The sequence below is a fragment of the Mycolicibacterium lutetiense genome (genome assembly GCF_017876775.1).
Taxonomy (GTDB): Bacteria; Actinomycetota; Actinomycetes; order Mycobacteriales; family Mycobacteriaceae; genus Mycobacterium; species Mycobacterium lutetiense.
The window spans coordinates 192788-206096 of the sequence record NZ_JAGIOP010000001.1 but is presented as its reverse complement, the minus strand read 5'-3'; the positions used below and the strand labels follow the sequence as shown (position 1 = coordinate 206096).

Genomic DNA, 13309 nt, shown 5'->3' with positions numbered 1-13309 from the left:
AGCTATGAGCCGGGCCCTGGTCATCGGCGAGGCACTGATCGACATCGTCGAGCGGGATGGCAACGTCGTCGGAGAGTACGTCGGCGGCAGCGCACTCAATGTCGCCGTCGGTCTCGGACGGCTGGGCCGCGACGTCGACTTCCTCACTCACATCGCCGACGACGACCGCGGCAAGCTCATCGTCGAGTACGTGGAAAGGTCTGGGGTACAACTCGTTTCGGGCAGCAGGAATGCCCGGCGGACACCGACCGCGATGGCCACCCTGGACGCCGCAGGGTCGGCGCACTATCAATTCGACATCGATTGGCAGCTTTCCGGCACGCCCGAGGTGGCGACCCCGCTGCTGGTGCACACCGGATCGATTGCCACCGTGCTGGAGCCAGGATGTCGCGCCGCCGCCTCTCTGCTGGATGCCTACCGGATGTCGGCGACCATCAGCTTCGATCCGAATATCCGGCCGGACGTGATCCGGGACGACGACATCGCTCGCGGGCGCATCGACCGACTCATCGAACGCGCCGACATCGTCAAAGCCTCCGAGGACGACCTGCGCTGGATGGACCCCCGCCACTCCCCCGAGCAGATCGCACGGGCCTGGCTGGAGGTCGGCCCGTCAATCGTCGCCGTGACGTCGGGTGAGGGCGGCGCGTTCGCGGTCTGCCGGGCCGGTTCGGTGTCGGTCCCCGCCCGGTCGGTGCAGGTAGTGGACACCGTCGGGGCCGGTGACGCCTTCATGACAGGCCTGCTCGATGCGCTGTGGTCGTTGGGGTTGCTCGGCGCGGACCGTCGTCGTGACCTGTCCCGGATCGGTACTGAGAGTCTCGAAGGTGTCCTGAGGTCCGCTGCGTTGTCGGCGGCGTTGACGGTGGCTCGGCCCGGCGCCGACTTGCCGGATCGTGCGGCACGAGACGCTGCAGCGCAGTCCTGAGCGGCGCTCACGGCTGACGGATCGCATCCGCGATGAGCTCGGCCACCGCGTCCGCCTGGGTCTCGGGAAGCCGCGCGTACCCACACACCAGCCCCCGGGTGCCGGCGATGTCCGAGAAGTCCGAAAAGAATGAGGACAGCGGCGACGCGGTGACTCCTCGGTCGCGGAGCGTGGCAGCCATCGCGATGTCGTCGATCGTGTCGTGCAGCCGCACCACCATGTGCAAGCCGGCCTCGACGCCGGCCAGCTGAATACCTGCGCACCGGCGACCGAGCGCACTGACAAGCGCCGCCCGCCGCGCCGAGTAGGTGCGTGCCGCCCTGGCGAGGTGTCGGGTCAGCGCACCCGAATCGATGAATCGGGCCAACGCGAGAGTCGTTACCCCACAGACGGATTCACCGCTGCGTTCCAGCGCGTCGGCGACGGCATCCCGCAACCGCGGCGGCGGTATCATCCAGGCGACCCGCAGCGTGGGTGTGAGGATTTTCGACGCCGTCCCGATGTAGGCCACGCAGTCACGCCCGCCGTCGATGCCGCGCAGCGCGGGCAGCGCAGACACGTCATAGCGAAATTCACCGTCGTAGTCGTCCTCGATGAGCAGGCTGCCGGTCCGGGCGGCCCACTGCACGAGCTGAGCACGTCGGGACACGGGCAGCCGCGCCCCGAGCGGATACTGATGTGCCGGAGTGCAATACACGGCCGCATCGGACTCGCGCAGCGAGCCCGGATCGAGGCCGTCCCCGTCGACCGGCACGGCACGCGTTCGGGCGCCGGACATCTGGAACACTTCCCGCGCCTCGGCGTACCCGGGCTCCTCGAAAGCGATGTCGCGCCCGGCCAGCCCGGCCGCCTGGGTGATGGTGCGCAACGCGGAGGCCACGCCGGGCACGATGATCAGCTCGCTCGGGTCGGCAACGATTCCGCGGGTACGACGCAGATGCCCGGCCAGGGCTTGGCGGAGTCCGGCGTGGCCGTGCGGCCCCGCAGCCGCGGAGGATATCGGCGCAGCGGCGGCCGCCCGCCAGGCGCGGCGCCAGTCGGTGGTCGAGATCAGGCCCGGATCAGGGTGCCCGGGCATGAGGTCCCAGGCCGGCGATTGATCACGCGGGGCTCGCCGTGCGGCGGGCATGACACCGCTCGCGGTCACGTGTGACGCCGCATTTGCGTGCGCGGCGGCATCTGCCCCGGCAGCGATCCGCGTGCCTGATCCGGGCAGCGCGGTGGTGTAGCCGGCCGCGGCGAGCTCGTCGTACGCGTCGACCACCGATGACCGGGCCACGGCAAGTTCGGCAGCCAGGCTCCGGGTCGACGGCAGCGCGTCGCCGGGACCCAGCCTGCCCAGCCGGATCTGCTCGATGACGGCGGCCGCGATGCGCTGCCTCAGCGGCGACTCGTCGGTGGGCAGCTGCAGTGCCAAGTTGAGCTCGGGTGCGTGGCGCGCCATGACGCCACAATAGTGGTCTGCACTTTCACTCTAGTTCTGGATCTTCTGAGCAGGCCGGAATACCCGCAGAATTCGTTCCGTGAAGCAGATCAGGAGAGAACACCAGCTTGCCCGCACCGACCGGGCCGCCCTTGACTCGGTGCTCGACGCCGCGGCGGTGGGCACGCTCGCGACGGTCGTGGACGGACAGCCGTGGATCGTGCCCATGCTCTACGCCCGGGACGGTGACCGGGTCGTCCTGCACGGGTCGACGGGAGCGGGTGCGCTGCGGCACGTCGCGGCCGGGGCTCCCGCCGGGTTCTGCGTGACGCTCCTCGACGGAATCGTCGTGGCAAACACACTTTTCGACTCCACGGCCAACTACCGGTCAGCCGTGGTGCGTGGGCACCTGACCGTGATCGACCCGCGGGATGCGGCGTACGCCCTCGACCTGATGAGCGATTCGCTGATTCCCGGCCGCAGTTCGGAGGTGCGGTCCAACACGAAGAGAGAACTCGCCGCGACGCTCGCCATCGCCCTGCCGATCACGCCCGACGGCTGGACGGTCAAGGTGCGCGACGCACCGCCACCGCCGCCGGACGACGAGGCCGACTCCGGCGGGTGGGCCGGCGTCGTGCCCCTACGGACAGTGGCCGGCGACCCGATTCCCGCACCGTGGGTCAGCGCGGATATCGAGGCGCCGAAGTCTGTACACCGCCTCGTCAACGGCACCTGACCCGACGCACCGATCCGGTGGTTCTTCGCACAGTCGCCGAGTTCAAGCCATACTGGGCAAATGCGATCCATCTGGAAGGGTTCGATCGCCTTCGGCCTGGTGAACGTGCCGGTCAAGGTCTACAGCGCCACCGAGGACCACGACATCAAGTTCCATCAGGTCCACGCCAAGGACAACGGGCGCATCCGCTACAAGCGGGTCTGTGAAGTGTGTGGCGAGGTCGTCGAGTTCCGAGACATCAACAAGGCTTTCGAATCTGACGACGGGCAGATGGTGGTGATCACCGATGAGGACATCGCCACGCTGCCCGAGGAACGCAGCCGCGAGATCGAGGTCGTCGAGTTCATCCCGGCCGACCAACTCGACCCGTTGATGTACGACAAGAGCTATTTCCTGGAGCCCGACTCCAAGTCATCGAAGTCCTACGTGCTGCTGGCCAAGACGCTCGCTGAAACCGAACGCGTGGCCATCGTGCATTTCTCACTGCGGAACAAGACGCGGCTGGCGGCGCTGCGGGTCAAAGATTTCAGTAAGCGCAACGTCATGGTGATCCATACCCTGCTGTGGCCCGACGAGATCCGCGATCCCGACTTCCCCGTGCTGGACAAGGAGGTCGAGATCAAGCCGGCCGAGCTGAAGATGGCCGGCCAGGTGGTCGAGTCGATGACCGACGACTTCAAGCCCGATCAGTTCCGCGACGACTATCAGGAACAACTCAACGAACTCGTCCAGGCCAAACTCGAAGGCGGAGAGGCGTTCTCGGTCGAAGAACAGCCCACCGAGCTCGATGAGACCGAGGATGTCTCGGACCTGCTGGCCAAACTGGAGGCCAGCGTGAAGGCCCGTGGCAGCGCATCGAAAGAGCCGGCGAAGGCGCCCGCGAAGAAGGCGCCTGCCAAGAAAGCGGCCAAGAAGGCTGCCGCCAAGAAGTAGTTCAGCGTCGGCAGTCCAGATCCACGTACACCGTGGTGTACTGCAGATTCTGTCCCGGATTGAACGACGTGATACTGGCCGCACCAGCCGGTACTTGCGGTGCGGTGACCGAACGGCCCTGGCGCACTGCGGTCACCGTGCAATCATCGATGGCCTTGGTGCCGACCTTGCTCAAGATCACCCGGAAGCCCTTACTTTCGAGGTCACTGATGGTTTGGCTCGCCGTCGACTCGGTGGGTGCGGCGGCAGCCGGCGCGGCCAACGCCGTCCCGAGCCCACACAGTCCGGCACCTGCGGCGCACAAGCATTTCAAGTTCCGTTTCACTGGGTTCAGCCCGCCCTTCGGTTTCGGTGAAGTGGACTAAAGGTAAATCGCCGAAATCCGTTGTGCGACAGACTCATACTGAACACATACGGGGTAATGCGCAGCACACACCGCCGAAACACGGCGTTAACATCAGCCCCTGCGGAGCGTCTCTAAGCAGGGACGTCGACGCGCAAGGCCTCGTGCTCATCGAGGATGCGACGCAACGCGGCATCCATCGGATGGGCCGATTCGAGATCGTGGCTGCAGCGGCGATCCACCGCCACCACCGCCCCCGGACGCAGCGGCGTGTGCTCGATCTGGTCGACGAACGCGTCGAACATCGGGTGCGGAGTGGCCAGGTAGTACAGCCCGTGCCGGGCGTCGGCGAAACGCGCGCCGTAGATCAGACCGCACTGGGTGAAGACGAACAGTTCGGACGACGGGTACAGGTGGCCGGGGAGGCCGATCTCCTCCTCGCCCCACGCGCACGCCGCGAGACGGGCTTGGGCCAACCGGTCCTGCACGTCGTCGGTACACGCGAGCAGTCGATGGACGAGGCCGCCCGCCGCCGAGGGGTACCGACCGATCGCGGGGCTGAAATACCGTGCGAAGACATCGCCGAAGAAGTCATAACGCTGCTGGGTCATCGCGGCTCCCCACGTTGAACTGACCCCTCAATTGTGCGCCCGCCACCGCCGACGCGGACGGCTTTGCGCACACTCCACGCCACGCGGTGGCGGACCTCAGCACAACTAGAACGTGTTTCAGAAACACCGGACACGCGTCCACTCACCCTGCTAGCGTGGCGCCGAGCAAGCGAACGGAGTGCGCGTGATTCTGGACAGATTCCGACTGGACGACAAGGTTGCGATCGTCACCGGAGCCGGCCGAGGACTGGGCGCGGCTACCGCCCTGGCCTTCGCGGAAGCCGGTGCCGACGTGGTTATCGCGGCTCGTACCCAGGCCCAACTCGACGAAGTTGCCGAGCAGATCGCCGCGACCGGGCGGCGGGCCCACGTCGTCGCCGCCGACCTGGCCCACCCCGAGGCCACCGCCGAACTCGCGGCCATCGCAGTGGAAGCGTTCGGGAAACTAGACATCGTCGTCAACAACGTCGGCGGCACCATGCCGGCACCCTTGATGAACACCTCCACCAAGGATCTGCGCGACGCCTTCACCTTCAATGTGTCGACCGCGCACGCGCTGACCTGTGCGGCAGCGCCGCTGATGCTCGAGCATTCCGGCGGCGGCAGCATCATCAACATCACCTCCACGGTGGGGCGTCTGGCCGGACGCGGGTTCGCCGCGTACGGCACCGCGAAGGCCGCCCTCGCGCACTACACCCGGCTGTCCGCCCTGGATCTGAGCCCACGCATCCGCGTCAACGCCATCGCCCCCGGCTCGATCCTCACCTCGGCGTTGGAGATCGTTGCGTCCAATGACGCGCTGCGTGACCCGATGGAGAAGGCCACACCCCTGCGCCGCCTGGGCGATCCGACCGACATCGCCGCGGCCGCGGTGTACCTGTCCTCCCCCGCCGGTAGCTACCTGACCGGCAAGGTGCTCGAGGTCGACGGCGGCCTGAACGCGCCCAATCTTGACCTGCCCATCCCTGACCTCTGAGGAGCAGCATGACCATTCGGGTAGCGGCGATCGGTACCGGCAACGTCGGCAAGCACGCGCTCAAGCAACTTGTCACCAATCCGGCCTACGAGCTCACCGGTGTGTGGGTGTCCTCGTCGGCCAAGGCCGGTAAAGACGCCGGAGAGCTTGCCGGACTTGATGTTTCGACGGGCGTCTTGGCCACTGACGACCTGGACGCGATCCTGGCCGACAAGCCGGACTGCGTGGTCTACACCGCCCTTGCCGACAACCGGCTGCCCGAGGCCCTTGAGGACTACCGGCGCATCCTGGCGGCCGGGGTCAACGTGGTGGCCAGCTCCGCGGTGTTTCTTCAGTACCCGTGGGAGGTACTGCCGGCCGAACTGATCGAGCCCATTGCCACCGCGGCCGAGGCAGGCGGAGCCAGTATTTTTGTCAACGGGATCGACCCCGGCTTCGCCAATGACCTTCTTCCCCTTGCCCTTTCCGGTACCTGCCAGCAGATCGAACAGGTCCGGTGCATGGAGATCGTCGACTACGCCACCTATGACAGCGCGGCGGTGATGTTCGACGTGATGGGCTTCGGCAAGCCGATCGACGAAACTCCGATGCTGCTGCAACCCGGCGTACTGACTCTGGCCTGGGGTTCGGTGGTACGGCAGCTGGCCGCGGGACTCGGCATCGAACTCGACGCCGTGACCGAGGAACACACCCGGGTACCGGCACCCGAGGACTTCGACATCGCCGCCGGGCACATCCCGGCGGGCACCACCGCCGCCCTGCGTTTCGAGGTGCGCGGCATGCGCGACGGCAAGGCGGCCGTGGTGCTGGAGCACGTGACACGGCTGCGCGACGATCTGTGCCCCGAGTGGCCGCAGCCCGCACAGGAAGGTGGCTCATACCGGGTCGTGGTGACCGGTGAACCGTCCTACATCCTGGATCTGCGCCTGAGCAGCCCGAACGGTGATCACAACCATGCGGGTCTGGTTGCGACGGCGGCGCGGGTCGTCAACGCGATCCCGGCCGTAGTGGAGGCCAAGCCGGGTATCCGGACCACGCTCGATCTGCCGTTGATCACCGGTAAGGGTCTTTACGCTGCCGGTTAGGCCTCATCGGGACGGCCCACCACCGCGTTGACCACCCCCGACGCTGGCTCCGTCGACAGATTTCGGCTACCCTAACTTTTCTATTCGTATACCCGGATGGAGAGCTGGGCAGTTGCTGGAGGACACCAAGACACGCACGACGCCGAGCTGGACGCTGCTCGGGCCGGCATTCGTCGCCGCGATCGCCTACGTCGATCCGGGCAACGTCGCCGCCAACGTCAGTGCGGGCGCACAGTTCGGGTACCTGCTGGTCTGGGTGATCGTGGTGGCCAACGCCATGGCCGGGCTGGTGCAGTACCTTTCCGCCAAGCTCGGCTTGGTCACGGGCCGCTCGCTGCCCGAGGTGGTTGCCGACCACACCCGCACCCCGACGCGCATCGTCTACTGGATACAGGCCGAATTGGTGGCCGTCGCAACCGATCTCGCCGAGGTGGTGGGCGGGGCCATCGCCCTGTATCTGCTGTTCGATCTGCCGCTGCTGCTCGGTGGGGCGATCACCGGCGTGGTGTCACTACTGCTGCTCAGCCTGCAGAACCGTCGTGGGCAGCGCGCGTTCGAACGGGTGATCACCGGACTGCTGATGATCATCGCGATCGGCTTTCTCACCAGCCTGTTCGTCGAGGCTCCCCCCGCGGCCGACGTTGCGGCCGGGCTGATTCCCCGGTTCCAAGGCGCCGAAAGCCTGCTGCTGGCCACCGCGATGCTCGGCGCCACCGTGATGCCGCACGCGGTCTACCTGCACTCCGGCCTGGCCCGCGACCGCCACGGCCACCCCGCACCCGGCGCCCCGCGGCGGCGGCTACTTCGGATCACCCGCTATGACGTCGGACTAGCCATGCTGGTCGCCGGCGCCGTGAACCTGGCCATGCTGCTGGTCGCCGCAACCAACCTGCAGGGACGCGACAACACCGATTCCATCGAGGGCGCCCACGCCGCGGTCCGCGACACCCTGGGTCCGACGGTCGCGCTGCTGTTTGCGATCGGGCTGCTGGCGTCGGGCCTGGCATCCACCTCGGTCGGTGCGTATGCGGGCGCGATGATCATGCAGGGGCTGCTGCGGCGCTCCTATCCGCTGCTGCTCCGCCGGCTGGTCACCCTGATTCCGGCCCTGGTCATCCTGGCCATCGGCGTCGACCCCAGCCGGGCCCTGGTCCTCTCGCAAGTCGTGCTCTCGTTCGGCATACCGCTGGCGCTGATCCCGCTGATCCGCCTGACCGGTAACGCGACCCTGATGGGTGAGGACGTCAACCACCGCATCACCACGATGCTCGGCTGGACCGTGGCCGGATTGATCAGTGTGCTCAACGTGGTGCTGATCTATCTGACCGTCACGGGCTGAATCATTAGCATCGGGTGATGCCCAACGATTTCCGTTTTGGTGTCAGCCTGCGCGTCGCCGAATCCCAGTCTCAGATCGCCGACGCGGCCCGGCGTGCCGAAGACCTCGGCTTCGACGTGCTCAACGTGCCCGACCATCTGGGGGCACCCGCACCGTTCCCGACTCTGACCGCGATCGCCGCGGCGACGAGCACGCTGCGCGTCGGGACGTTCGTGCTGAATGCCGGCTTCTACAAGCCGGCCCTGCTGGCGCGCGACGCCACTGCCCTGCGGGATCTGTCCGGCGGCCGGTTCGACCTCGGGCTCGGCGCCGGCTACGTGCGCGAGGAGTTCGAGGCCGCCGAGCTTCCGTTCCCCGGGGCGCGCGATCGCATCGACTATCTGCGCCACCACACCGAGTACCTACGTGAGCATGCACCGGACATCCCGATCCTCATCGCGGGCAACGGCGACCGACTGCTGACGGTGGCCGCGCAGACCGCCGATATCATCGGCCTCACCGGTGGCGATCACGTCGACGGGGATCCGCTGGCCGACCGAATTGCGTTCCTGCGCACCGCCGCCGGGGACCGGTTCGACAAGTTGACGCTCAACATCGCCGTCACCGCGATGCCCGCACCTGGTAGTGAAATGCCCATCCTCAACGTCCCGCGCCATTTCCTGCCGGGGCTGAGCGACGAACAGCTCCTCCGCCACCCCGGCGTGCTGTCCGGTTCGGTGAGCGCCATCGCCGACCACATTCGCGGTCTGCGGGAGAAGTACGGGATCACCTACATCATCGTGCAGATCGCCCACGCCGAGGCATTCGGAAAGGTGATCGCCGAACTTCGGTAGCCGCCCACCCATCCGGATCCGGATCGGCTCCGAATACCGGATGTGGAAACCATTCATCCCGGCGGGCGTTCCATCGCGGTGATCGGCAGCGGCGTCGCCGGACTGACCGCGGCGTACGTCCTGTCGGCGCGCGACCGGATCACGCTGCTGGAGGCCGATACCCGCTTCGGCGGGCACGCCCACACCCATCACGTCATCGAGGACAGGGGCGCCGTCGCCGTCGACACGGCCTTCCTGGTGCACAACGTCCGGACATATCCGACCCTGTGCCGACTGTTCGACGAACTCGGGATCCGCACGCAGGACACCGATATGTCGATGTCGGTACGCGACGACGGCTGCGGCCTGGAGTATGCGGGTGCGCGCGGGGTGGCCGGCCTGTTCCCGACGTGGTCCAACCTGGCCCGGCCGCGTTACCTGCTGATGCTGGGCGAGATCATCCGATTCCACCGGTTGGCCACTCATCTGCTGAACCACCCGCCCGGCGCGGATGAGGACACGTTGGGTGCCTTCGTACGGCGGCACGGGTTCTCCCAGTACTTCATCGACCGGTTCATGACACCGCTGGTGGCCGCGGTCTGGTCCTGCCCGCCGGGTGAGGCGCTGGGCTATCCGGCTCGCTACCTGTTCGTCTTCCTGCAGCACCACGGCATGCTCTCGGTCTTCGGTTCGCCCACGTGGCGCACCGTCCTCGGCGGGTCCGCCACCTACGTCGACGCGATCGTGTCCCGGCTCGACGAGGCCGTCGCGGGTGCCGCAGTGCGATCGGTGCAGCGGAGCGCCGACGGCGTGCTGGTGACGGTCGACGGTGAGACACCCCGGCGGTTCGACGCCGCGGTCATCGCCACGCACCCCAACCAGGCGCTGCTGATGCTGGCCCACCCCAGCGAGGCCGAGCGACGCATACTCGGCGCCCTGCGCTACAGCCTCAGCCAGGCTCAACTGCATACCGACGAATCGGTACTGCCACAGCGCGCGGGGGCGCGGGCCTCGTGGAACTATCTGGTCGATCCCACTGATCGGGCCGTCACGGTCACCTACGACATCACCCGGCTGATGCGGCTGGGCGGAGATCGGCGCTACCTGGTGACGCTGGGTGGAGCCCATCGGGTCGACCCGTCGACGGTGTTGGCCGAGATGGTCTACTGCCATCCGGTCTACACCACCGAATTTGTTGCGGCTCAACAACTCCTGCCCACTCTCAACGACGACCAGGTGGTGTTCGCCGGCGCCTACCACGGGTGGGGATTTCACGAGGACGGCGCAGTGTCGGGGTGGCGGGCCGCCCAGCGACTGGGTGCCAGCTGGGCCGGCGACGCGGCTCCGGAGGCGCTGCCATGCTGACGCCCGCCCTGTACCGCACCCGGATCACCCATGTTCGCCGGGCACCCGTGCACCATCGCTTCAGCTACCGCGGATACAGCTGGTACGTCGATCTCGACCGGATGCCACGCCTGCCCCGCTGGCTCGGACCGTTCGCCCGGTTCGATGTTCGCGACCATTTCTCGGGAGGACCGAAAGATTCACTGCGGCAACGTATCGATGCGTTCCTGGCGTCGCATGAGGTGGATCTGGGCGGCGGACGGGTCACCGCCCTGTTGCAGGCGCGGGTGCTGGGCTACGTGTTCAACCCGCTGAGCCTGTACTGGTGCCACGATGCCGCCGGCACGCTGCGCTACGTGGTCGCCGAGGTACACAACACCTACGGCCGCCGTCACGCCTATCTGCTGCCCGCGCCTGGGCCCGCCCGAATACCCAAGCGCCTGTACGTGTCACCGTTCAACGCCGTCGACGGGCACTACCTCCTGCGGGCTCCCGAACCCGACGAACACCTGGCGGTGACGGTTTCCCTGCACCGCGAAGGACAACCGGCGTTCGTCGCGATCTTGCGAGGCGAGCGCAGGCCGGCGACGGCCAGGGTGCTTCTCCGGCTTCAACTGACTGCCCCGCTGGCCCCACTGGCCGGGGCCATGGCCATCCGGATCGAGGGAATCAGGTTGTGGCTGCGCGGAGTCCCCGTGATCCCCCGGGCCGCCGATATCGAAGGAATTCACTGTGAGCATTGAGATCGAGGCGCCCGGCACCGTCGACACCGACCGCTGGCCCGATGTGGGACGCCTGCCGAGCGGACCGCTGGCGGCACTGGCCGGAGTCGTGGCCGATCAGTTGCTGCGGCGCGCCGCAGCCTCGCTGCCGCTACGACTGGCCTTTCCCGACGGAACGGTGGTCGGGGCAGCCGACCCGACCCTGCCCACCATGGTGATCCATCGCCCCGTGGCGCTGGCGCGCCGGATCGGCAGGCACGGCCTGATCGGATTCGGCGAGTCCTATATGGCCGGCGAGTGGAGCTCCACCGACCTCGTCGGTCTGCTGACCGAGTTCTGCCGGTCCATGGGCGAGCTGATTCCCGCACCGCTGCAACGGTTCCGAAGCCTGGTGCTGCCGCGGGCACCGCGATCGCAATACAACGACCCCGCACAGTCCCGGCGCAACATCTCGGCCCACTACGACCTGTCCAACGAGTTGTTCGCCGAGTTTCTCGACGAGACGATGACATATTCCAGCGCGCTGTTCGGCCGGTTGCCTGCCACCCCGGAGGAACTGGCCGGCGCGCAGCGTCACAAGATCGACCGGCTGCTCGACACCGCTGGTGTCGGGCCGGGCAGCCGCGTGCTGGAGATCGGCACCGGCTGGGGTGAGCTGTGCATCCGCGCCGCCGGCCGCGGTGCCCAGATCCGCTCGGTCACCCTGTCAGGCGAACAACAGCAACTGGCGCGGCAACGCGTGGCGGCGGCGGGCCTGTCCGATCGGGTCACGATCGACCTGCTCGACTACCGCGACGTCGACGGTTGCTACGACGCCGTGATCTCGGTCGAGATGATCGAAGCCGTCGGATATCAGTTCTGGCCCACCTACTTTCAGACATTGGACCGGCTGGTCAATCCGGGCGGACGGGTGGCGATCCAGACCATCACCATGCCGCACGACCGCATGCGCGCCTCGCGAGACACCTTCACCTGGATCCAGAAGTACATCTTCCCCGGCGGATCACTCCCCTCGACCAAGGCGGTGATCGGCGCCACCGAACGCGCCACCCGGCTGCGCACAGTCGACATGCTGTCACTGCGCCCGCACTACGCCGAAACGCTGCGGCTGTGGCGTGAACGCTTCGTCTCACGCCGGCAGGAGCTGGCACTGTCCGGTTTCGACGATGTCTTCCAACGCATGTGGGAGTTGTACCTGGCCTACTCCGAGGCGGGTTTCAGCTCGGGCTATCTCGACGTCTACCAGTGGACGTTCGCAGCGACCGGAGGTTCACGATGAATCTGCTGATCGTCGCCGCGGTATCGCTGGCTGCACTTGTCGTCGTGCATGGAGCGACGTTCCTGATCGGCCGGACGATCGGGCGGTACAACGTCGTCGACGTGGCCTGGGGCGTGGGGTTCATCGTCGTCGCCGTGGTGTCCGCGCTGCTCGGCACCGGCGATCTCTTCCGCCGTCTGCTGCTGTTGATGCTGATCACCGTGTGGGCTGGGCGGCTGTCCTGGCACATGGTGCTCAAATCAGCGGGCAAGGGTGAGGATCCGCGCTACCGAGAACTGCTGGGCGGCGACTACTCGGCCGGCCACGTGCTGCGCAAGGTGTTCGGGATCCAGGCCGCCGCAACCTGGTTTGTCTCCCTGCCGGTGCAGTTGTCCTCGACGCTGGGACCGACACCTACGGCGCTGCGGCCGGTTCTGATTGCCGGGGTGGTGATCTGGTCCGTCGGGCTGGTGTTCGAGGCGGTCGGTGACCACCAACTGCGCCGGTTCACATCCGATCCGGCCCACAAGGGGCTGATCATGGATCGCGGCCTGTGGGCCTGGACCCGCCACCCCAACTACTTCGGCGACAGTTGCGTGTGGTGGGGGCTGTGGCTGGTGACCCTCTGCGACTGGCTGTCGCTGCTGACGGTGCTCTCCCCGGTGCTCATGACGTACTTCCTGGTGTACGCGACCGGGGCGAGGCTGGCCGAGAAGTTCATGGCCGGGCGTCCCGGGTTCGCCGAATACTGCTCGCGCACTTCATTTTTCATCCCGATGCCACCGAAGTATCGATAACC

General features: G+C 67.1%; 14 protein-coding genes. 11 read left to right on the top strand and 3 right to left on the bottom strand.

Annotated features, from left to right (window positions below; genetic code table 11):
- Positions 1 to 4: 4 nt before the first annotated feature.
- A complete protein-coding gene (locus tag JOF57_RS01015; protein ID WP_209912771.1) occupies positions 5 to 928 on the top strand; it encodes a carbohydrate kinase family protein in 924 nt (307 codons plus the stop codon).
- 7 nt (positions 929 to 935) lie between these two features.
- On the opposite strand, the gene pdxR is transcribed toward JOF57_RS01015, so the two are convergent.
- On the bottom strand, positions 936 to 2372 hold the full coding sequence (gene pdxR, locus JOF57_RS01010) for a MocR-like pyridoxine biosynthesis transcription factor PdxR (protein ID WP_209912769.1): 1437 nt from the start codon (positions 2370 to 2372) through the stop codon (positions 936 to 938).
- 79 nt (positions 2373 to 2451) lie between these two features.
- Here pdxR and JOF57_RS01005 point away from each other — a divergent pair, with 79 nt between their 5' ends.
- Both JOF57_RS01005 and ku read left to right on the top strand, forming a co-directional pair.
- Positions 2452 to 3087, top strand: a complete 636-nt coding sequence (locus tag JOF57_RS01005) for a pyridoxamine 5'-phosphate oxidase family protein (protein ID WP_209912767.1) — start codon at positions 2452 to 2454, stop codon at positions 3085 to 3087.
- 60 nt (positions 3088 to 3147) lie between these two features.
- Positions 3148 to 4020, top strand: a complete 873-nt coding sequence (gene ku / locus JOF57_RS01000) for a non-homologous end joining protein Ku (RefSeq protein WP_209912766.1) — start codon at positions 3148 to 3150, stop codon at positions 4018 to 4020.
- 1 nt (position 4021) lies between these two features.
- Here ku and JOF57_RS00995 read toward each other — a convergent pair whose 3' ends face one another.
- Positions 4022 to 4345, bottom strand: coding sequence for a hypothetical protein (locus JOF57_RS00995; protein WP_307869933.1), 324 nt, complete (start codon positions 4343 to 4345; stop codon positions 4022 to 4024).
- A 152-nt stretch (positions 4346 to 4497) separates the two neighbouring features.
- On the bottom strand, positions 4498 to 4974 hold the full coding sequence (locus JOF57_RS00990; RefSeq protein WP_209912764.1) for a glucose-6-phosphate dehydrogenase: 477 nt from the start codon (positions 4972 to 4974) through the stop codon (positions 4498 to 4500).
- A gap of 184 nt (positions 4975 to 5158) precedes the next feature.
- On the opposite strand from JOF57_RS00990, the gene JOF57_RS00985 reads away from it, so the two are divergent.
- From JOF57_RS00985 to JOF57_RS00950, 8 genes are all read left to right on the top strand, one after another.
- A complete protein-coding gene (locus tag JOF57_RS00985) occupies positions 5159 to 5950 on the top strand; it encodes an SDR family oxidoreductase (protein WP_209912762.1) in 792 nt (263 codons plus the stop codon).
- 8 nt (positions 5951 to 5958) lie between these two features.
- On the top strand, positions 5959 to 7035 hold the full coding sequence (locus JOF57_RS00980) for an NAD(P)H-dependent amine dehydrogenase family protein (protein WP_209912761.1): 1077 nt from the start codon (positions 5959 to 5961) through the stop codon (positions 7033 to 7035).
- A gap of 112 nt (positions 7036 to 7147) precedes the next feature.
- On the top strand, positions 7148 to 8374 hold the full coding sequence (locus JOF57_RS00975) for an Nramp family divalent metal transporter (protein WP_209912759.1): 1227 nt from the start codon (positions 7148 to 7150) through the stop codon (positions 8372 to 8374).
- 17 nt (positions 8375 to 8391) lie between these two features.
- The gene (locus JOF57_RS00970; RefSeq protein WP_209912757.1) at positions 8392 to 9207 is read left to right on the top strand and encodes an LLM class F420-dependent oxidoreductase; all 816 of its coding nucleotides are present in this window, start codon (positions 8392 to 8394) and stop codon (positions 9205 to 9207) included.
- Positions 9208 to 9249: 42 nt separating this feature from the next.
- Entirely contained in the window at positions 9250 to 10551 is a 1302-nt protein-coding gene (locus JOF57_RS00965; protein ID WP_307869932.1) for an NAD(P)/FAD-dependent oxidoreductase, read from the top strand.
- Positions 10545 to 11273, top strand: a complete 729-nt coding sequence (locus JOF57_RS00960) for a DUF1365 domain-containing protein (protein WP_209912755.1) — start codon at positions 10545 to 10547, stop codon at positions 11271 to 11273. The genes JOF57_RS00965 and JOF57_RS00960 overlap by 7 nt, the downstream gene beginning before the upstream one ends.
- Complete coding sequence (locus tag JOF57_RS00955; protein WP_209912753.1) at positions 11263 to 12531, top strand: class I SAM-dependent methyltransferase; 1269 nt, start codon at positions 11263 to 11265, stop codon at positions 12529 to 12531. The genes JOF57_RS00960 and JOF57_RS00955 overlap by 11 nt, the downstream gene beginning before the upstream one ends.
- The gene (locus JOF57_RS00950; protein ID WP_209912751.1) at positions 12528 to 13307 is read left to right on the top strand and encodes a DUF1295 domain-containing protein; all 780 of its coding nucleotides are present in this window, start codon (positions 12528 to 12530) and stop codon (positions 13305 to 13307) included. Before JOF57_RS00955 ends, JOF57_RS00950 begins: the two co-directional genes overlap by 4 nt.
- The last annotated feature ends 2 nt before the right edge of the window (positions 13308 to 13309 follow it).